General features: G+C 70.5%; 17 protein-coding genes. 11 read left to right on the top strand and 6 right to left on the bottom strand.

Annotated features, from left to right (window positions below; genetic code table 11):
• Positions 1 to 176: 176 nt before the first annotated feature.
• The 4 genes from ACFZDA_RS22880 to ACFZDA_RS22865 all read left to right on the top strand — a co-directional run bounded on the left by ACFZDA_RS22880 (position 177) and on the right by ACFZDA_RS22865 (position 5,525).
• The gene (locus ACFZDA_RS22880) at positions 177 to 836 is read left to right on the top strand and encodes a sugar transferase (protein WP_391084411.1); all 660 of its coding nucleotides are present in this window, start codon (positions 177 to 179) and stop codon (positions 834 to 836) included.
• A 128-nt stretch (positions 837 to 964) separates the two neighbouring features.
• Positions 965 to 2,878: a DUF4012 domain-containing protein gene (locus ACFZDA_RS22875; RefSeq protein WP_391084408.1), complete on the top strand. Its 1,914-nt coding sequence runs from the start codon at positions 965 to 967 to the stop codon at positions 2,876 to 2,878.
• Positions 2,879 to 3,028: 150 nt separating this feature from the next.
• Positions 3,029 to 4,546 (top strand): polysaccharide biosynthesis tyrosine autokinase, encoded by a 1,518-nt coding sequence (locus ACFZDA_RS22870; protein ID WP_391084405.1) that lies wholly within the window; start codon positions 3,029 to 3,031, stop codon positions 4,544 to 4,546.
• Positions 4,547 to 4,553: 7 nt separating this feature from the next.
• Positions 4,554 to 5,525 carry a glutaminyl-peptide cyclotransferase gene (locus ACFZDA_RS22865; protein WP_391084402.1) on the top strand — a complete coding sequence of 324 codons (972 nt, stop codon included), beginning with the start codon at positions 4,554 to 4,556 and terminating at the stop codon, positions 5,523 to 5,525.
• Positions 5,526 to 5,545: 20 nt separating this feature from the next.
• On the opposite strand, the gene ychF is transcribed toward ACFZDA_RS22865, so the two are convergent.
• Positions 5,546 to 6,634 (bottom strand): redox-regulated ATPase YchF, encoded by a 1,089-nt coding sequence (ychF, locus tag ACFZDA_RS22860; RefSeq protein ID WP_391084399.1) that lies wholly within the window; start codon positions 6,632 to 6,634, stop codon positions 5,546 to 5,548.
• A gap of 169 nt (positions 6,635 to 6,803) precedes the next feature.
• Here ychF and ACFZDA_RS22855 point away from each other — a divergent pair, with 169 nt between their 5' ends.
• Positions 6,804 to 7,409, top strand: a complete 606-nt coding sequence (locus ACFZDA_RS22855; protein ID WP_391084396.1) for a DUF6542 domain-containing protein — start codon at positions 6,804 to 6,806, stop codon at positions 7,407 to 7,409.
• Between the two features lie 10 nt (positions 7,410 to 7,419).
• On the opposite strand, the gene ppgK is transcribed toward ACFZDA_RS22855, so the two are convergent.
• Together ppgK and ACFZDA_RS22845 are read right to left on the bottom strand one after the other, a co-directional pair.
• Positions 7,420 to 8,166 (bottom strand): polyphosphate--glucose phosphotransferase, encoded by a 747-nt coding sequence (gene ppgK, locus ACFZDA_RS22850; protein ID WP_391084393.1) that lies wholly within the window; start codon positions 8,164 to 8,166, stop codon positions 7,420 to 7,422.
• 79 nt (positions 8,167 to 8,245) lie between these two features.
• Positions 8,246 to 9,271, bottom strand: a complete 1,026-nt coding sequence (locus ACFZDA_RS22845) for a 4-hydroxy-3-methylbut-2-enyl diphosphate reductase (protein WP_391084390.1) — start codon at positions 9,269 to 9,271, stop codon at positions 8,246 to 8,248.
• 649 nt (positions 9,272 to 9,920) lie between these two features.
• Here ACFZDA_RS22845 and xseA point away from each other — a divergent pair.
• The 3 genes from xseA to ACFZDA_RS22830 all read left to right on the top strand — a co-directional run bounded on the left by xseA (position 9,921) and on the right by ACFZDA_RS22830 (position 12,114).
• On the top strand, positions 9,921 to 11,129 hold the full coding sequence (xseA, locus tag ACFZDA_RS22840; RefSeq protein WP_391084387.1) for an exodeoxyribonuclease VII large subunit: 1,209 nt from the start codon (positions 9,921 to 9,923) through the stop codon (positions 11,127 to 11,129).
• Positions 11,130 to 11,138: 9 nt separating this feature from the next.
• On the top strand, positions 11,139 to 11,384 hold the full coding sequence (locus ACFZDA_RS22835; RefSeq protein WP_391084384.1) for an exodeoxyribonuclease VII small subunit: 246 nt from the start codon (positions 11,139 to 11,141) through the stop codon (positions 11,382 to 11,384).
• A gap of 139 nt (positions 11,385 to 11,523) precedes the next feature.
• Positions 11,524 to 12,114 carry a malonic semialdehyde reductase gene (locus ACFZDA_RS22830; RefSeq protein ID WP_020275875.1) on the top strand — a complete coding sequence of 197 codons (591 nt, stop codon included), beginning with the start codon at positions 11,524 to 11,526 and terminating at the stop codon, positions 12,112 to 12,114.
• A 94-nt stretch (positions 12,115 to 12,208) separates the two neighbouring features.
• On the opposite strand, the gene ACFZDA_RS22825 is transcribed toward ACFZDA_RS22830, so the two are convergent.
• Positions 12,209 to 12,733, bottom strand: a complete 525-nt coding sequence (locus ACFZDA_RS22825) for a DUF4245 family protein (RefSeq protein WP_391084381.1) — start codon at positions 12,731 to 12,733, stop codon at positions 12,209 to 12,211.
• 127 nt (positions 12,734 to 12,860) lie between these two features.
• Here ACFZDA_RS22825 and glpX point away from each other — a divergent pair, with 127 nt between their 5' ends.
• Positions 12,861 to 13,895: a class II fructose-bisphosphatase gene (gene glpX / locus ACFZDA_RS22820; RefSeq protein WP_020275873.1), complete on the top strand. Its 1,035-nt coding sequence runs from the start codon at positions 12,861 to 12,863 to the stop codon at positions 13,893 to 13,895.
• A gap of 88 nt (positions 13,896 to 13,983) precedes the next feature.
• On the opposite strand, the gene ACFZDA_RS22815 is transcribed toward glpX, so the two are convergent.
• Both ACFZDA_RS22815 and ACFZDA_RS22810 read right to left on the bottom strand, forming a co-directional pair.
• Positions 13,984 to 14,358: a WhiB family transcriptional regulator gene (locus ACFZDA_RS22815; protein WP_086844991.1), complete on the bottom strand. Its 375-nt coding sequence runs from the start codon at positions 14,356 to 14,358 to the stop codon at positions 13,984 to 13,986.
• A 174-nt stretch (positions 14,359 to 14,532) separates the two neighbouring features.
• Complete coding sequence (locus ACFZDA_RS22810) at positions 14,533 to 15,219, bottom strand: DUF1707 domain-containing protein (RefSeq protein WP_391084376.1); 687 nt, start codon at positions 15,217 to 15,219, stop codon at positions 14,533 to 14,535.
• Positions 15,220 to 15,397: 178 nt separating this feature from the next.
• Between ACFZDA_RS22810 and ACFZDA_RS22805 the strand changes: the two genes are divergently transcribed.
• Together ACFZDA_RS22805 and ACFZDA_RS22800 are read left to right on the top strand one after the other, a co-directional pair.
• Positions 15,398 to 17,068 carry a FumA C-terminus/TtdB family hydratase beta subunit gene (locus tag ACFZDA_RS22805; RefSeq protein ID WP_391084373.1) on the top strand — a complete coding sequence of 557 codons (1,671 nt, stop codon included), beginning with the start codon at positions 15,398 to 15,400 and terminating at the stop codon, positions 17,066 to 17,068.
• 550 nt (positions 17,069 to 17,618) lie between these two features.
• Positions 17,619 to 19,007 (top strand): aspartate ammonia-lyase, encoded by a 1,389-nt coding sequence (locus tag ACFZDA_RS22800; RefSeq protein ID WP_391084370.1) that lies wholly within the window; start codon positions 17,619 to 17,621, stop codon positions 19,005 to 19,007.
• Positions 19,008 to 19,088: the final 81 nt, after the last annotated feature.

The following is a 19,088-nucleotide window of genomic DNA, read 5'->3' as shown; positions in this document are numbered from 1 at the left end:
CGCCCAGGCTGGTGGGCGAGGGAGGGCAAGCTTCGGTGTCAATGCCGGAGCTCAGATCGATGTCGTGTTTCTATTCATTAGTCAGAAATGGACCGACTGAGATGTCGTGCGGGTCGAAATGCGGCTAGTCAGCGCACGTTTCACCCGTTCTGCCGTACAAGGTGGAGGGACGCGGAATGCCGGTACCGACTGCGAAGACGGCTGTTCACCGGCCGGCTCCCCGTCGGCGGGCGCACTGGGGAGTCCGGGCGGCCAAGCGGTCCATCGACTGCGTGGGGGCCGCCGTCCTGCTCCTGTTGGTGGCGCCGGTGCTCCTCGCCGCCGCCGTCGCGGTGAAGCTCGACACTCCGGGCCCGCTGCTGTTCCGCCAGCGCCGCACCGGCTGGCGGGGCAAGGAGTTCCACGTCCTCAAGTTGCGGACCATGCATGTCGGTTCGGAGCGGTTGCGCGCGGCCATGGAGGTGCGCAACGAGGCGGACGGGCACCTCTTCAAGATTCGCGAGGACCCGCGGGTGACCGCGGTCGGGCGGTGGTTGCGCCGTTACTCCCTGGACGAGTTGCCGCAGCTGGTCAATGTGCTGCGGGGGCAGATGTCCCTGGTCGGTCCCCGTCCGCTCCCGGTCGCGGACTCGGCGTTCACCGGGGAGGCCCGCCGCCGCCTGCTCGTCCGACCCGGGATCACCGGACTGTGGCAGGTGAGCGGACGGTCCGACCTCCCCTGGGAGGACGCCCTGCGCCTGGATCTGGAGTACGTCGACACCTGGTCGATCAGACGGGACGTGGGGATCCTCTGGCGGACCCTCCCCGCCGTGCTGCGCGGTGACGGCGCCTACTGAGCCGGCGCCCGCGGTTGCGTGCCGCGTGCCGCGCGGAGGGTCGCACATCCACACCTGGCGCCACGGGGGCGTTACGCGGGGGCGGCCACGGGACCCAGCCAACGAGATCAGCCAGGGAGTGGCACCAGATGTCCGATACTCGCCGGGATACGACGCATGTGCAGGAACCCTCGCTCAGCGCCGAGCGGGCCGGACGGATTCCGCGCCGGTGGAAGGAGCGGGTCCTGCCCGCCGCCATCGCCCGTCGGCTGCGCGACCGTCGCGTGAAGCTGCCGGTGTACGCCGCGGCGGGACTGCTCCTGGCCGGTGCCGCCTGGATCGCGGTCACCGCGGTACTCGCCCGCAATGAACTGCTGGCCGCCCAGCGGAGTCTGGAGGCGCTGCGGCAGCACCTCGCGCAGCCCGCAGCGGCACCGGCCGTTGCGGCCGGCCCGCCGACGACGCGGACCGCGACAGCGCAGGCCGCGGTGCGCAGCGTCGCCGGCCATGCCGCACGGGCGCATCGCCTCACCACCGGCCCCGCCTGGTTCCCGGCGGCCCATCTGCCCGTCGCCGGCGGCCCCGTCCGTACCGTACGCGGCATCGCGGAGGCCTCCGACCGGCTGACCCGCGACGTGCTCTCCCCCATGGCGCGCACCGTCGCGGAACTCGGTTCCAGCGGGACGGACGACGGCCGGCACCTGAACCTCTCCGCGCTGCGCCGTGTGGCTCCCCTTCTCGAACAGGCCTCGCGCAGCGCGTCGGAGGTCCGTGCCGATGTCGACGACCTCCCGCACGGGACCTGGCTGCCGGCCACCGACCGGGCGCGCACTCAACTCGCCCGGCAGCTCGACCGGATCACCCCTCTCACCCACGATGCCGCCGCGGCGGCCCGGTTGCTGCCCTCGATGCTCGGAGCGGACGGACCGAGAAGGTACCTGGCGGTGTTCGAGAACACCGCGGAGGCTCGTGGCACGGGCGGACTGCCCGGAGCGTTCGCGGTGCTCAGGACGGACCGGGGCCGACTGAGCTTCGAGCACTTCGGGAACGACGTCGAACTGAGCGAGGCGTATGCGGACCTCGACCTGGGAACGGACTTCGACGGGCTCTACGGCCCCAACGCCCCGACCCGGACCTGGGTGAACTCCAACATGAGCCCGCACTTCCCGTACGCCGCGCGGATCTGGGCCGCGGCGTGGCAGCGGCACAGTGGCCAGACCGTGGACGGCGCCTTCGGCCTGGACCCCGGTGCGGTCTCCGGGCTCCTCGCCGCCTCCGGTCCTGCCCGGCTGCCCGACGGGAGCGTCGTCGCCGCCCACAACGTCGTGGATCTCAGCGAGCGCGCCAGCTACGCGCTCCACCCGGACTTCAGGCGACGCAAGGCGTATTTCCTCGACGTGGCGCGTGCTGTGGCCATCCGGCTGCTCGGTGCCTCGACCGACCCCGCGCGCCGGACCGATCTCTTCTCGGCGCTCCACCGGCAGCTGGGAGAGGGACGGATCAAGGTGTGGAGTGCCCACTCGGCGGAGCAGCGCGAACTCCTGGCGCGGTCGTTCGGCGGAGCACTGCCCGCAGGATCCGCTCCGCTGGCCGGACTGGTCGTCAACAATGCGGCGGGCACAAAGCTCGACTACTACCTCGACCGCCGACTCGTGTGGGCACCGGGCCGGTGCGTCGGCGGCCAACGCGAGGTCACCGTGACCGTCCGCCTGGCCAACCGGGCTCCGGTGTCTGGACTTCCGCCGTACGTCGTGCAGCGGGTGGACGACCCGCCCTACGACACGCGGCCAGGTGACAACCGCCTGTTGGTGTCCTACTACGCCAGCGCGGAGGCCACCCTGTCCGGTGCGACCCTGGACGGCCGCACGACTCAGGTCAGCCACGGCGCCGAGCGGGGTCACCCGGTCTTCACCCTCGATGTCGAGCTGCCCGCTCGCGGCACGCGCACCCTCGTACTCCACTTGCTGGAGCGGCCCTGGGACCGCCCTCCCGTCGTGCTGCGTCAGCCGCTGGTGCGTCCCCTGCGGGCCACGGTACTTCCGAACGGCCCGTGCGCCGGCTGATTCCCCTCCCCGGCGGCATGAACTCCGGGCCAGCAGTGCCGGAACGCACACCGCGGAAAGCCGCCATTTCTGCATGGTTTCACCGAAGATCACGGATATGATCACTAAGTTAGTGAATGTCCTGTATTGATACCTATTTGAGCACTTGGGATGGATACCTTGGATCTGTCCGACTACCTCCGATTCCTGGTCAGGCGTTGGCGCGTCATCGCGGCGCTGGGCCTGCTGGGAACAGCGGTCGGCGCGTTCGTCACCCACGCCACCACACCGCAGTACCGGGCCACCTCGACGCTGTTCGTGTCTCTTCAGGACTGGGACGACACGGTCAAGCTCAATCAGGGCAACGCCTTCGCCCAGGCTCGCGTCCGCTCCTACGCGGAAGTGGTGACCAGCCCCTACGTGACCAAGCCGGTCGCCAAGTTTCTGCGCCTGGACATGACGCCCTCACAACTGGCCCGGAAGATCACCACGGAGGTACCCCTCGAAACGGTACTTCTCAAGATCACCGTCACGGACACCCAGCCGTCCCGGGCCGCCCGGATCAGCAACGCGGTCGCCCACCGCTTCGCCGAGATCATCACCGAGATCGAGCGACCGGAGGGCGCCCGGCTCTCGCCCGTCCGGCTGAGCGTCACCGAGCCCGCCCACAGGCCGAACACGCCGGCCTCTCCGAACATGGTGCTCAACCTCGCGCTCGGTCTGGTGGCCGGCCTGACCATCGGTACCGGCCTGGCGGCCGCGCGGGAGTCGCTGGACACCTCGGTGCGCAGCCGCAGCGACCTGACCCGGTGTCTTGCCGCCTCCGGCGGACCCGCCGTACTCGGCAGCGTCGTCCTCGACCAGCGCGTCTCCCGGCACCCGGTGGCCACGGACGACGACACCTTCGGTCAGCGGGCGGAGGACTTCAGACGGCTGCGCACCAGCCTCCGATTCGTGGACATCGACGCCCCGCCCAAGGTCATCGCGGTCACCAGTGCGGTGCCCTGCGAGGGAAAGACGAGCATCTCGATCAACCTGGCGTCCGCCCTGGCAGAGTTCGGCTCCTCGGTCTGCCTGGTCGACGCGGACCTGCGGCGCCCCAGCGTGGCCCATACGCTCGGCCTGGTACAGGACGCCGGACTGACCACCGTGATGATCGGCCAGGCGGACGCCGGGGACATGATGCAGTCGGCGGGCTCCTTCTCGGTGCTGGCCAGCGGGGTGCTGCCGCCCAACCCGGCGGAGATGCTGGGCTCGGCGCAGTTCCGCACCGTGGTGCGCTCGCTCGCCGAGAGGTTCGACCACGTGGTGATCGACACCGCGCCGGTACTCCCGGTGGCGGACACACCGGCGATGGCCTCGGCGGTCGACGGCTACCTGCTGGTGGCCCGGTACGCGAAGAGCACCCGGGGCCAGCTCACCGACGCGCTGCGCGCCCTGCAAGACGTCGGGGCGACTGTGCTCGGCAGCGTCCTCAACATGATCCCCGCCAAGCGTGACGGCGAGCAGTACGGCTACGGGTACGAGTACCGGCCCCGGACGTCGGGACGCCGAGACTGGCTCAGGCTCAGGCTCAGGCTCCGCCGCCGCGGCAGGCCCGCGAAGATCGGTGCCTTCCCCGCGCCGACCGCGCCGGCGGGGAAGGACACCGCCCCGGCGATTGCCACGGAAGGCGGAGAGCATCACTGAGCGAACCGTGAATGCCACGGACGCCGATGACCGTATGGCCGACCCGGCCGTCGGCGTCCGCCAGGCATCACGCCGCCGTTCGGGCGTCCACAAGCGCCGTCGGTCCAGAGCGGCGGTTCGCGCCTCCCGGCCGGTGGCCTGGTACGCGCGGATGCGTGCGCTCCTGGCGCTCCCGCCCATCGCGGCCGCGGCCCTGGCGGGCGCGATGCTGCTTACCGAGTGTGAGGCCGACGGCCGCTCACCGGAACGAGCGCAGGCCGCTGCCGGGTCTGCCGCGGGGCGGGTCGAGCAACTCGGGGTCAAGGTCCTCGACGTCCTGCCCCACGATCCGAAGGCCTACACGCAGGGCCTCGAGATGGCCGGGCGAACGCTCTACGAGGGGACGGGCAGGGCCGGCGAGTCGTCGATCCGCCTGGGTCCGCCCGGCCGGCCTCCCACCGTCCGTGCCGACCTGCGGGCACCGCTGTTCGGGGAGGGGATCACCGTCCTCGGACCGACGCTGTGGCAGTTGACCTGGCGGGACCACATCGCGATCGAACGGGATGCCGGAACCCTGGCCGAGCTGCGTCGTCTCCCCTACACGCAGGAGGGGTGGGGGGTATGCCACCAGCCGGGGCGCGGGCGGCTGGTCACCAGTGACGGTTCCGCCCGGCTGACCTTCCGGGAGCCACAGACGCTGGCCCCGCTCGGGGAACTCGTCGTCACCCTCCACGGCCGTCCGGTGCCGCGGCTCAACGAGCTGGAATGCGTGGGCGACAGTGTGTACGCCAATGTCTGGCCCTCCAACGGGATCGTGCGCGTCGACGCGGACACCGGCGCGGTGACCGCTCAGATCGATGCCTCAGGTCTGTTGACCCCGACCGAGCGGCAGCACGCCGAGGTGCTGAACGGCATCGCCGCCGTCCCCGGCACCGACGAGTTCCTGATCACGGGCAAATGGTGGCCGAAGATGTTCCGAGTGGTCTTCGTCGCCAGGTGATCGGGTGTCTGGTCAGCCTGTTAGACGTTGAACCGGAACTCCACGACATCCCCGTCCTGCATCACATAGTCCTTGCCCTCCATGCGGGCCTTGCCCTTCGCGCGGGCCTCCGCCACCGAGCCCGACTCCACCAGGTCGTCGAAGGAGATGACCTCCGCCTTGATGAAGCCCTTCTGGAAGTCGGTGTGGATGACGCCGGCGGCCTCGGGGGCCGTGGCGCCCTTCTTGATGGTCCAGGCGCGGGACTCCTTGGGGCCTGCCGTCAGGTAGGTCTGGAGGCCGAGGGTGCGGAAGCCGACGTGGGCCAGGGTCGCGAGGCCGGGTTCCTCCTGGCCGACGGACTGGAGGAGTTCGAGGGCCTCGTCATCGTCGAGCTCGGCGAGGTCCGCCTCCAGCTTGGCGTTGAGGAAGATGGCCTCGGCGGGGGCGACCAGGGCGCGCTGCTCGTTCTTGAAGTCCTCGTCGGTCAGCTCGTCCTCGTCGACGTTGAAGACGTAGAGGAAGGGCTTGGTCGTGAGCAGGTGCAGGTCGTGCAGGAGCTCGGCGCGCTCGCCGCCCTGGACGATGCCGTGCGCGAAGAGCGTGTCGCCCTTCTCCAGGATCTCCTTGGCCTCCTCGACCGCCTTGACCTTGGGCTGGATGTCCTTCTTGATCCGCGATTCCTTCTGGAGACGCGGCAGGACCTTCTCGATGGTCTGGAGGTCGGCGAGGATCAGCTCGGTGTTGATCGTCTCGATGTCGTCCTTGGGCGAGACCTTGCCGTCGACATGCACGACGTTCTCGTCCTTGAAGGCGCGGATGACCTGGCAGATCGCGTCGGACTCACGGATGTTCGCGAGGAACTTGTTGCCCAGGCCCTCGCCCTCGGACGCGCCGCGCACGATGCCCGCGATGTCGACGAAGTCGACCGTGGCCGGGAGGATCCGCTCCGACTTGAAGATCTCGGCCAGCTTGCCGAGCCGCGGGTCGGGGACGCCGACGACGCCGACGTTCGGCTCGATCGTGGCGAACGGGTAGTTGGCCGCCAGCACGTCGTTCTTGGTCAGGGCGTTGAACAGGGTCGACTTGCCGACATTCGGCAGACCGACGATTCCGATCGTGAGCGACACGTTGCGACTTCCCGTGAGTGGAGAGGGCAGGGGGCCGGGAGACCGGCCGATCCACCAGTCTACGGCGTACCCGGAACCACCCCGGCGGCGTATCGAACGCTTGGCCAAGCCCCGGCCCACGGCGTGTCAGAAGGCCTATTCGGCATATTGAACGACCTAAGTTGGTGCAGTGGAGCAATACAGGACGCGACCTGCCCAGTACGGACCGCGACGTGACCGGCCGAGATCGTCCCTGCCGCCGCAGGCGGGACGAGGAGCGGGCGGTGGTGCGGTGCGAGCGGTCCGGCAGCCGGGACCGCAACGCCGCCCCTCGGCGGGACCGCAGCGCCGTACCCCGCCCGTGCGACGGCCCGCCCCCGCTCCGGCACCCGCCGCGGCGAGGTTTCCGAACCCCCGGCTGACCGGGCTGGGCAGCGGGTTGTTCTGCGCGCTGGTGATGTTCCTGCTCGGCGGACTGTGCGCCGTGCTGTTCGGGGCATCGCTGACGGCGTACGGGGTGCTGTTCCTGCCGGTGTGTGCGCTGACCGCCGTCTGGGTGCGCCGCGGGGATCTGATGACCGCGCCTGTCGTCGTGCCGATCGCGTTCGCCGTGGGGCTGGTGCCGGTGGCGGACGGCGACGGTGGGGCCGGCGGCAAGCTGATGGGTCTGGTCACGGCGCTCGCCACGCAGGCCGGGTGGCTGTACGGCGGCACGCTCATCACCGGGCTGATCGTGATCGTCCGGCGCGTTCGGCTGGTGCACCGGCGACGGGCGGCGGCCCGTCCCCCGGTGTGACGCCCGAGTCCTAATGCCCTGCCGCCCGCATCGCCGCCCCCACGATCCCCGCGTTGTTCTGCAGCTGCGCCGGGACGATCTCCGCCTTGATGCCCTCGATGTGCGGCAGGAACTTCTGTGACTTGCGGCTGACGCCGCCGCCGATGATGAACAGCTCCGGCGAGAACAGCATCTCGACGTGGGCGAGGTACGTGCGCACGCGGTGCACCGCCCAGTGCTCCCACGTCATGTCGTGGTCCTCCCGGGCCTTGCTGGAGGCCCGCTTCTCCGCGTCGTGCCCGTCGAGCTCCAGATGGCCCAGCTCGGTGTTGGGGACCAGGACGCCGTCGACGAAGACCGCGCTGCCGATGCCCGTGCCGAACGTGAGCATGATCACCGTGCCCCGGCGGTCGCGCCCGGCGCCGAAGTGCATCTCGGCGACGCCCGCCGCGTCCGCGTCGTTCACCACCGTCACCGGCAGTCCGCCCAGCCGCTCGCCGAGCAGCACGCGCGCGTCGGTGTCGATCCAGCTGTCGTCGACGTTCGCCGCGGTCCGGATCGTCGCTCCGTCGGTGACCACGCCCGGGAACGTGACCCCGACCGGGCCCGTCCAGCCGAAGTGGTCGACGACCTGCTTGACGCCGTCGGCCACCCCGTCGGGCGTGGCCGGCTGCGGGGTGAGGACCTTGTGGCGCTCCTGCGCCAGGTCTCCCTTGTCCAGGTCCACCGGGGCACCCTTGATCCCGGAACCGCCGATGTCCACGCCGAAGATCTGCATGGCCCTACGTTACGACGGGGGACTGACAGTCACCGGCCGGATGGCGAACCCCACCGGCGACTCCCCCATCACTCCCCGATCACTCCCCGGAATCCTCACCGGTTCCGGCGCCGCGGCGCTCGGCGACCAGCGCCGCCGCCTCCTCGCGCAGGTCGCGGCGCAGCTCCTTGGGGAGCGAGAAGGTGATGGACTCCTCGGCCGCCCTGACGATCTCGACGTCCTCGAAACCGCGCTGGGAGAGCCACTCCAGGACCTGCTCGACCAGGACTTCCGGGACGGAGGCGCCCGAGGTGACGCCGACCGTGGAGACGCCCTCCAGCCAGGCCTCGTCGATCTCGTCGGCGAAGTCCACCAGGTAGGCCGCGCGTGCGCCGGCGAGCTTGGCGACCTCCACGAGCCGCTTGGAGTTGGAGGAGTTGCGGGAGCCGACCACGATCACCAGGTCCGACTCGGCGCCCATCTGCTTCACGGCCAGCTGGCGGTTCTGCGTGGCGTAGCAGATGTCGTCGCTCGGCGGGGAGATGAGCTGAGGGAACTTCTCCTTCAGGGCGTCGACCGTCTCCATGGTCTCGTCGACGGACAGCGTGGTCTGGGAGAGCCAGACGACCTTGGACGGGTCACGGACCTCGACCTTCTGCACATCGCCCGGCCCGTCGACGAGCTGGATGTGCTCGGGGGCCTCACCGGAGGTGCCGATGACCTCCTCGTGTCCCTCGTGGCCGATCAGGAGGATGTCGTAGTCCTCCTGGGCGAAGCGGACGGCTTCCTTGTGGACCTTGGTGACCAGCGGGCAGGTGGCGTCGATGGTGGCGAGGCGGCCGCGCTCGGCCTCCTCGTGGACGACCGGGGCCACGCCGTGCGCCGAGAACATGACGATGTTCCCCGCGGGCACCTCCTCCGTCTGCTCGACGAAGATCGCACCCTTCTTCTCCAGGGTCTGCACGACGTACTTGTTGTGGACGATCTCGTGCCGGACGTAGACCGGAGCGCCGTACTGCTCCAGAGCTTTCTCGACGGCGATCACGGCGCGGTCCACACCCGCGCAGTAGCCACGGGGGGCGGCGAGCAGGACACGGCGGCCAGGCGAAGCAGACATGCGTCCCATCGTAAGGCCGCGTTCGGCGCGTCGAAGATCGCATCCGTGTGGAGTCCCCGGGAAGGCTGAGAGGGAGCGATGTGCGTGACGCCCGGGTGGTGCGGGCGGTCCCCGGGACAGGCGGGGGGCTTCGTCGTGCCGGCGCCTGTCCCGCGTGCTGTCCTGCACGGACACCGGGGGGCTGCGGGTGGCGCTGCTGTAATCAGCCGTCGTGGCACCGGCCACGGTGGTGTGAACGGCGCGGCGGGCCGGCGGGACGCACCGCTGGTCGTGGTGCGCGGGCGGGGATGTCCGGTGAGCTGGTGGCGGCACGCGCTGGTACCGGTGGCGGGAGCGGCGATCGGGCGTTGCGGCGATCGCGGAGGCGTCGGCGACAGCGCAGCCGGTGGGAGTCGCGTGGCCGGCGCCGGGGTCGGCGGTGCCGGCGGGCAGGGCAGTCGCGAGCCGGCGTCGTGAGCGCCCAGGCGCTGCGATCACGCCGGCCGCGGAAGCGGCGTGACCGGCTGCGTCGGCCGGTGTCGTGGGGCGGGCCCGGCGGCCGGGAAACGGAGTCGCCCCCGTCACGGCCCAGGGGTGGTGCGCCCCTGGGTGCCGGGCGCCTGCCCGCCTCGCCGGGTGGGTGAGGTGCGATGTCAGCGGCGGCCACTACTCTCGCGGCATGGCTGTGAACACGTCTCCGGAATCCCCGCTCCCCGTCGGTGAGGTGTCGCGGCTGATCGGAGGGTGGATCGACCGGCTCGGGGCGGTGTGGGTCGAGGGGCAGATCACCCAGTTGTCGCGCCGGCCGGGTGCCGGTGTGGTGTTCCTGACGCTGCGGGACCCCTCGTACGACATCTCGGTCAGCGTCACCTGCTATCGGCAGGTGTTCGACGCCGTCGCGGACGTGGTGAGCGAGGGCGCCCGGGTCGTGGTCCTCGCCAAGCCCGAGTGGTACGCCCCGCGGGGGCAGCTGTCGTTGCGGGCGGCCGAGATAAGGCCCGTCGGGGTCGGTGAGCTGCTCGCGCGTCTGGAGCAGTTGAAGAAGGCCCTGGCGCGCGAGGGCCTGTTCGCGCCGGAGCGGAAGAAGCCGCTGCCTTTCCTGCCGCAGCTCGTCGGGCTGGTCTGCGGACGGGCTTCGGCCGCCGAGCGGGACGTACTGGAGAACGCCCGGCACCGCTGGCCGGCCGTGCGCTTCGAGGTGCGCAATGTCGCCGTGCAGGGCGTGCACGCCGTGCCGCAGGTCGTGCAGGCCGTGAAGGAGCTCGACGCGATCGACGACGTGGACGTGATCATCGTCGCGCGCGGTGGCGGCAGCGTGGAGGATCTGCTGCCGTTCTCCGACGAGCAGCTGATCCGGACGGTGGCGCAGTGCCGTACGCCCGTGGTGTCCGCGATCGGGCACGAGCCCGACAACCCGCTCCTCGATCATGTCGCCGACCTGCGCGCCTCCACCCCGACCGATGCCGCCAAGAAGGTCGTGCCGGACGTCGGCGAGGAGTATGAGCGCGTGCGGCTGCTGCGGGACCGGGCGCGGCGGTGCGTGGCGGCCCTGCTGGAGCGGGAGGAGCGCGGCCTGGCCCACGCGCTGGCGAGGCCGTCGATTCAGGACCCGCACCGGATGATCGACGAGCGCGCCGACCAGGTGGCGGACCTGCTCGACCGGGGCCGGCGCTGTCTGCGGCACCAGCTCGACCGGGCCGACTCGGAGCTGACGCACACGCACGCGCGCGTGGTGGCCCTCTCCCCCGCGGCGACCTTGAAACGCGGGTACGCCGTGCTGCAGAAGGCGGACGGGCACGCGGTCCGCGACCCGGGCGAGGTGGCGGCCGGCGAGGCCCTGCGCGCGCGGGTCTCCGAGGGTGAGTTCTCCGTACGAGTGGACACATAGGGTGGGTGCATGACCAGCGAGGTTGATGAGACACCGGGCATGAGCGAGGCGCTCGGGTACGAGCAGGCGCGGGACGAGCTGATCGAGGTCGTCCGCCGTCTGGAGGCGGGCGGTACGACGCTGGAGGAGTCCATCGCGCTGTGGGAGCGCGGCGAGGAGCTGGCCAAGGTGTGCCGGCGCTGGCTGGACGGGGCGCGGGCGCGGCTGGACGCGGCGCTGGCGGAGGAGACCTCGGACGAGGCGGACGCGGAGTAGCGAGGCGGGCGCGGAGCGGCACGGGCGGTTCACTGTGAGGTGTGACACGACGTCCCAGAGTTGATTGAACGTTGAACTTCACTGTCGTACGGTCGGGGACATCCGACGTACCCGCTCGAGAAGGTTCAAAGGTTCATCCATGTCTCTCGCCCTTGACCCAGCCGCGCAGGACCTGCTGTTCCGCGAGGCCCGCACCGCCAACACCTTCACCGACGAGCCGGTGACCGACGAGCAGGTGCAGGCGATCTACGACCTGGTCAAGTACGGCCCGACCGCCTTCAACCAGACCCCGCTGCGCATCACCCTGGTCCGCTCCCCCGAGGCCCGCGAGCGCCTGGTGCGGCACATGGCCGAGGGCAACCAGCCCAAGACGGCCGCCGCCCCGCTGGTCGCGATCCTCTCCGCGGACAACGAGTTCCACGAGGAGCTGCCGCACCTGTTCCCGGCCATGCCGCAGGTGAAGGACCTCTTCTTCGCCGAGCGCCCGGTCCGTGAGAACGCCGCCACGCTGAACGCCGCCCTCCAGGCCGCGTACTTCATCGTCGGCGTCCGCGCCGCCGGTCTCGCCGCCGGCCCGATGACCGGCTTCGACTTCGAGGGCGTGCGCAAGGAATTCCTGGACGACGACCACACCCCGCTGATGGTCGTCAACATCGGCCGTCCGGGCCCGGACGCCTGGTACCCGCGCTCCCCGCGCCTGGAGTTCGACCAGGTCGTCACGACCGTCTGACCGACGGACACGAGAAACGGACACGAGAAAGGCCCCCGGTATGCGCCGGGGGCCTTCTCCATGCGTACCGAGCCCGTGGCCCGGGGACGGGGTCTCACTCCGTCTTCAGCGCGTCCGCCATCTTCGTCAGCTGCGCGAACGAGGCGGTGCCCGTCACGACCGTCGTCGAGCCCTTGGTGCCCTCCAGGACCAGCGCGTCGTACCGGCCGCCCTCGTAGCGGGTCCAGGTCCGGCCGTCGATCTTCTCGGTCCTGCCGGTCTCCCGCGCCCCCTGGGTCGCCTCGTCGATGAAGACCGGGCGCCGCTGAGTGGACTGCTCGACGGCCACGTACTCCCCGTCGGGGTCGTGGAAGCCGAGGTGCCAGGCGTCGAACTCGTCGCCCTGGTAACGGACGGAGGTGGCCTTCCATGCGTCGGGCAGGCCCTGGGGCGCGGCGATGGGGTACGAGGCCGCGCGGCGTGCCGTGAGCAGCTCCACCCGGTAGTCGACGCGCTTGAGGTCGGGCGGGCTGTCGTCGTGCGGGATGAAGAGGTAGATGACGCCCGCCACGAGGACGATGACTCCCAGGGAGAGGATCATGTCCCGCGCCGTCTTCTGCTTGCCGTTCGTGCCTGCCACGCCCCCTATCGTCGCAGGTCTCCGGCGCGCTCATCCGTGGGGGCCCCTGCTCATTTTGCGGTCTCGGCGATAGAGTCAGGCATTAACACCCTCATCCGGCCGTCGTCGTACAGAAAGGTGCGCTCCGATGACCGAGCATCATCACTTGCCGTCCGAACTCGATGTGCCCTCCGAGGCCCCCGACCGCAACCTCGCCCTGGAACTGGTCCGGGTCACCGAGGCAGCGGCGATGGCCGCAGGCCGCTGGGTCGGGCGGGGTGACAAGAACGGCGCCGACGGTGCCGCGGTGCGCGCCATGCGGACCCTCGTCTCCACCGTCTCGATGAACGGTGTCGTCGTCATCGGCGAGGGCGAGAAGGACGAAGCCCCGATGCTGTTCAACGGGGAGCGGGTGGGCGACGGCACGGGACCCGAGTGCGATATCGCCGTCGACCCGATCGACGGCACCACACTGACCGCGAAGGGCATGACGAACGCGATCGCGGTGCTGGCCGCCGCCGAGCGCGGGTCCATGTTCGACCCGTCCGCCGTCTTCTACATGGACAAGCTCGTCACCGGGCCCGAGGCGGCCGACTTCGTCGACATCAACGCGCCGGTGTCGGTGAACATCCGCCGGGTCGCCAAGGCCAAGCGGTCCGCGCCCGAGGACGTGACGGTGGTGATCCTGGACCGGCCACGGCACGAGGGCATCATCAAGGAGATCCGGGACACCGGCGCGCGCATCAAGCTGATCTCCGACGGCGACGTGGCCGGCTCGATCCTGGCGCTGCGCGAGGGCACCGGCGTCGACCTGCTGCTCGGCATCGGCGGTACGCCGGAGGGCATCATCTCGGCCTGTGCGGTGAAGTGCCTGGGCGGCACGATCCAGGGCAAGCTGTGGCCCAAGGACGACGAGGAGCGTCAGCGGGCGATCGACGCGGGGCATGATCTCGACCGGGTGCTGATGACGGAGGACCTGGTCACCGGGGAGAACGTGTTCTTCGTGGCGACCGGGATCACCGACGGGGAACTGCTGCGGGGCGTGCGGTACCGGGCGGAGACCGCCACGACCGACTCGATCGTGATGCGGTCGCGGTCGGGGACGGTGCGCAGGATCGATTCCGAGCACCGGCTGAGCAAGCTGCGGGCGTACAGCGCGATCGACTTCGACAAGGGGAAGTAGCGCGGGCAGGGGCGGGGCTCGGGCAGCTCACCCCGCGAGCAAAAGGCGCCCCCGGTGCGGTGGGGGCGCCTTTCGTCGTGTCTGTCGGTCAGCCTGCCGCGGCTATCGTGCTCGCCGGGCGGGCCGCCTTCTTCAACTCCAAGTCCCGGCGGCGGCGTCGGGCCAGGACCACGCGGCGTTCGGCGGCGGTGAGGCCGCCCCAGACGCCGTAGGGCTCGGGCTGGAGCAGGGCGTGCTCGCGGCATTCGACCATCACCGGGCAGCGGGCGCAGACCCGCTTGGCCGCCTCCTCCCGGGAGAGCCGGGCGGCGGTCGGCTCCTTGGAGGGGGCGAAGAACAGGCCCGCCTCGTCACGCCGGCACACCGCCTCGGTGTGCCACGGGGCGTCTTGGTCCCTGTCTCGCGCTGGCACCCGCGGGGCCGGAACGGCAGCTACCAGGGACGAATGCGGCGGTTGCAGCACGGTCTACTCCTGACGACGGCTTCGCGAGCGAGAGACGATGCAGCAAGGCCTACCCGCTGTGCGCGCGCCTATGCACTGAGTTCCGAAGCGCTGGATTCGCCCCCGTTTCCGGGTTCCGTCGGGCGGCGTCACCGGTGGACCGATTTGCCCCGGACCCCGACGGATTCGCGACTGTCAATGATTCAGATGCTTGCGCAAACCCTTGTCGACCTTGCGCTGCACCCGGTCGAGGATGTCCGCGACGACCTTGCCGCGCCGGGGCCGCGCCTCGACGCTCCCCAGGACGGCCCAGCCGTCGACGTAGACGACGGGGGCCTGCGGGTCGCCCGAGTCGAGCGTGTCCACCTCGAAGCTGCCGAGCACGCCGCCGCCCATGCCGCGCAGCGACACGTTCTCCGGGACGCGGATCTCGACGCTGCCGAAGACCGAGAACGCCCTGATCATGACCTGCTGGTGATCGAAGAGCGCCTCGCTGAGGTCTATCTCGACACTGCCGAAGACCGCGTACGCGTGGATACGGCGGCCCGTGCGCCAACGGCCCTTGCGGACGACGCTGCTGAAGATCGCGACCACGTTGTCGTCCGGGTCGATCGGGATGGCGCCGGCCGTGGGGCGATACGGGGCCGGGGCCGGCGAAGGGCCGGGGCCCTGGCGGTGGGCAGCCGGCAGATCCCGTATGAAGACGTCCAGTTCGCCGACCGTCTTGGCGCGCAGCACCCCCTCGACGCGCTCGGCGTGCTCGTCCGCGGTGAGACGGCCCTCGGCCAGGGCGTCGCGCAGGATGTCGGCGATGCGGTCCCGCTCGGCGTCGGAGGCACGGAGCTCGGAGACGGCGGGCGCGGTCTGCTTCTGAAGGTCCACGGCAGCAGCGTACCCAAACACGATAGATCGCGACACCCCCCGTGGCGCCTGTAAGTCGCGGCCGAGTGTGACGAACTGAGCCTTACCTCGGGGCTCCGGTGCCGGAGGCAGGTTCTAGTCTGGTGGGCGCTCGCCAAAGGAGGCGGGCCGCCGTCCGTCGAGTGAGGAATGGGCTGAGATGCCTGAGTTCGCGTACACCGATCTGCTTCCCCAAGGGGAGGACACCACGCCGTACCGGCTGGTGACCTCCGAGGGCGTCTCCACGGTCGAGGGGCCGGACGGGCGGACCTTCCTCAAGGTGGAGCCGGAGGCGCTGCGCAAGCTCGCCGAGGAGGCCGTCCACGACATCCAGCACTACCTGCGCCCGGCCCACCTCGCGCAGCTGCGCCGCATCATCGACGACCCCGAGGCGTCGGGCAACGACAAGTTCGTGGCGCTGGACCTGCTGAAGAACGCGAACATCGCGGCGGCGGGCGTGCTGCCGATGTGCCAGGACACGGGCACGGCGATCGTGATGGGCAAGCGCGGCCAGAACGTGCTGACGGCGGGCCGCGACGAGGAGGCCCTGTCCCGCGGCATCTACGACGCGTACCAGAACCTCAACCTGCGCTACTCGCAGATGGCTCCGCTCACCATGTGGGAGGAGAAGAACACCGGCTCCAACCTGCCCGCGCAGATCGAGCTGTACGCGACCGACGGCGGCGCCTACAAGTTCCTGTTCATGGCGAAGGGCGGCGGCTCCGCCAACAAGTCGTTCCTCTACCAGGAGACGAAGGCCGTCCTGAACGAGGCCTCCATGATGAAGTTCCTGGAGGAGAAGATCCGCTCGCTGGGTACGGCGGCCTGCCCGCCCTACCACCTGGCGATCGTGGTCGGCGGCACGAGCGCCGAGTACGCGCTGAAGACCGCGAAGTACGCCTCCGCGCACTACCTGGACGAGATCCCGGCGGAGGGTTCGGAGCTCGGGCACGGCTTCCGGGACAAGGAGCTGGAGCAGAAGGTCTTCGAGCTGACGCAGCGGATCGGGATCGGGGCGCAGTTCGGCGGGAAGTACTTCTGCCACGACGTGCGCGTGGTCCGGCTGCCGCGGCACGGCGCCTCCTGCCCCGTCGCCATCGCCGTGTCCTGCTCCGCGGACCGCCAGGCCGTCGCGAAGATCACGGCCGAGGGCGTCTTCCTGGAGCAGCTGGAGACGGACCCGGCGCGGTTCCTGCCGGAGACCACGGACGAGCAGCTCGACGAGGCCGGTGACGTGGTCGAGATCGACCTCAACCAGCCGATGGACACGATCCTGGCCGAGCTGACGAAGTACCCGGTCAAGACCCGGCTCTCGCTGACCGGTCCGCTGGTCGTCGCCCGTGACATCGCGCACGCCAAGATCAAGGAGCGGCTGGACGCGGGCGAGGAGATGCCGCAGTACCTGAAAGACCACCCGGTGTACTACGCGGGCCCGGCCAAGACGCCCGAGGGCTACGCGTCCGGCTCCTTCGGCCCGACGACGGCCGGCCGGATGGACAGCTACGTCGAGCAGTTCCAGGCGGCGGGCGGCTCGAAGGTGATGCTGGCGAAGGGCAACCGCAGCAAGCAGGTCACGGACGCGTGCGCGTCGCACGGCGGCTTCTACCTGGGCTCCATCGGCGGTCCGGCGGCCCGGCTCGCCCAGGACTGCATCAAGAAGGTCGAGGTCGTCGAGTACGAGGAGCTCGGCATGGAGGCCGTCTGGAAGATCGAGGTCGAGGACTTCCCGGCGTTCATCGTCGTCGACGACAAGGGCAACGACTTCTTCCAGGACCCGGCGCCGGCGCCGACGTTCACGAGCATTCCGGTGCGGGGGCCGGGGCTGGCGTAGTGCCCCGGGGTGCGGCGGGGGTGGTTTTCGCCCCCGCCGCCCCTACCCGTCCCGTCCCCAGGGGCTCCGCCCCTTCGACCCCGCCAGGGGGCTGCGCCCCCTGGACCCCCGGCCTTCGCCCACCCACCACCCGACACGGCCGGACAAGAGCCCCGGGCCCACCGCGGGGACTACGTCCCCTGCACCCCTAAGGGCATCGGACCCCGGCCCCTTCAAGAGCCTCAGCCCTCCGGCACCTCATGGGGGCATCGGCCCCGGGCCCCTTCATGAACGTCGGCCCCCGGCCTCTCATGAGCCTCGGCCCCCGGCCCATTCAAGAGCCTCAGCCCCGGCCCCTCACGAGCCTCGGCCCCCGGCCCGTTCATGAGCCTCGGCCCCCTGCCCCTCACGAGCCTCAGCCCCCGGCCCCTCACGGGCATCAGCCCTCCGGCATCTCATAGGCCTCGGGCCCTGGCCCCTCTGATTGCCTCGGGCCCCGGCCCCCCGTGTCCTCAGCCCCCCATTCGCCCCGTCCAGGAACATCACCGCCGCCTCGATCGCTGTAGCCGGTATGAGCGACGAATACCGCATCGAGCACGACTCCATGGGTGAAGTACGTGTCCCGGCCGACGCCAAGTGGCGGGCTCAGACGCAGCGTGCTGTCGAGAACTTCCCGGTTTCCGGGCAGCGCATCGAGCGCGCGCACATCGAGGCGCTGGCCCGGATCAAAGGGGCGGCGGCCAAGGTCAACGCCGAGCTGGGGGTCCTGGACGAGGACGTCGCCGGTGCGATCCAGGAGGCCGCCGGGGAGGTGGCCGAGGGGACGTGGGACGCGCACTTCCCCGTCGATGTGTTCCAGACCGGGTCCGGGACCTCGTCCAACATGAACACCAACGAGGTCATCGCCACCCTCGCGACCGAGCGGCTGGGCAAGAGCGTGCACCCCAACGACCACGTCAACGCCTCCCAGTCGTCCAACGACGTGTTCCCGTCCTCGATCCACATCGCCGCCACCGCCGCCGTCACACGCGATCTGATCCCCGCCCTGGACCATCTCGCCGCCTCCCTGGAGCGCAAGGCCGAGGAGTTCTCCGATGTCGTGAAGTCGGGGCGGACCCATCTCATGGACGCCACGCCCGTGACGCTGGGGCAGGAGTTCGGCGGGTACGCCGCCCAGGTGCGGTACGGGATCGAGCGGCTTCAGGCGTCCCTCCCCCGGCTCGCCGAACTTCCCCTCGGCGGTACGGCCGTCGGCACCGGCATCAACACCCCGCCCGGTTTCTCCGCCGCCGTGATCGAGGAGGTCGCCCGGACCACCGGGCTGCCCCTCACCGAGGCCCGGGACCACTTCGAGGCGCAGGGCGCCCGGGACGGCATCGTCGAGACCAGCGGGCAGCTGCGAACCATCGCGGTCGGACTGACGAAGATCGCCAACGACCTGCGGTGGATGTCCTCCGGGCCGCGCACGGGCCTCGCCGAGATCGCCCTGCCCGACCTCCAGCCCGGCTCCTCGATCATGCCCGGCAAGGTCAATCCGGTCATTCCGGAGGCCGTGCTGATGGTCGCCGCGCAGGTCGTGGGCAACGACGCCACCGTCGCCACCGCGGGCGCCGCCGGGAACTTCGAGCTCAACGTGATGCTGCCCGTCATCGCGAAGAACGTCCTGGAGTCGATCCGGCTGCTCGCGCGCGCCACGCGCCTGCTCGCCGACCGGACCGTCGACGGCATCACCGCCCACCGCGAGCGGGCGCGGGAGTACGCCGAGTCCTCACCGTCCGTCGTCACGCCGCTCAACAAGTACATCGGCTACGAGGAGGCCGCCAAGGTCGCCAAGAAGGCGCTGGCCGAGCGGAAGACCATCCGTCAGGTCGTCCTGGACAGCGGGTACGTGGAGCGCGGGGACCTGACGCTGGAGCAGCTCGACGAGGCGCTGGACGTCCTGCGGATGACACACCCGTGACGGTTCGTCGGCCGGCGCGCCCGGCGCGTGAACCGTGACACGCGCCGCAGCGTCGTATGCCCAGGGCACCTAATATCTGTG

Source organism: Streptomyces sp. NPDC007991 (assembly GCF_042958445.1).
Taxonomy (GTDB): domain Bacteria; phylum Actinomycetota; class Actinomycetes; order Streptomycetales; family Streptomycetaceae; genus Streptomyces.
The sequence above is the reverse complement of the archived record's forward strand: the minus strand, read 5'-3'. Positions and strand labels throughout refer to the sequence as shown.

Coding starts and splice junctions, on each gene's coding strand:
- ACFZDA_RS22800 (WP_391084370.1), top strand. CDS start 17,619: ATGAGCGACGAATACCGCATCGAGCACGACTCCATGGGTGAAGTACGT.
- ACFZDA_RS22880 (WP_391084411.1), top strand. CDS start 177: ATGCCGGTACCGACTGCGAAGACGGCTGTTCACCGGCCGGCTCCCCGT.
- ACFZDA_RS22830 (WP_020275875.1), top strand. CDS start 11,524: ATGTCTCTCGCCCTTGACCCAGCCGCGCAGGACCTGCTGTTCCGCGAG.
- ACFZDA_RS22875 (WP_391084408.1), top strand. CDS start 965: ATGTCCGATACTCGCCGGGATACGACGCATGTGCAGGAACCCTCGCTC.
- glpX (WP_020275873.1), top strand. CDS start 12,861: ATGACCGAGCATCATCACTTGCCGTCCGAACTCGATGTGCCCTCCGAG.
- ACFZDA_RS22845 (WP_391084390.1), bottom strand. CDS start 9,271: ATGGGACGCATGTCTGCTTCGCCTGGCCGCCGTGTCCTGCTCGCCGCC.
- ACFZDA_RS22870 (WP_391084405.1), top strand. CDS start 3,029: ATGGATACCTTGGATCTGTCCGACTACCTCCGATTCCTGGTCAGGCGT.
- ppgK (WP_391084393.1), bottom strand. CDS start 8,166: ATGCAGATCTTCGGCGTGGACATCGGCGGTTCCGGGATCAAGGGTGCC.
- ACFZDA_RS22835 (WP_391084384.1), top strand. CDS start 11,139: ATGACCAGCGAGGTTGATGAGACACCGGGCATGAGCGAGGCGCTCGGG.
- xseA (WP_391084387.1), top strand. CDS start 9,921: ATGGCTGTGAACACGTCTCCGGAATCCCCGCTCCCCGTCGGTGAGGTG.
- ACFZDA_RS22805 (WP_391084373.1), top strand. CDS start 15,398: ATGCCTGAGTTCGCGTACACCGATCTGCTTCCCCAAGGGGAGGACACC.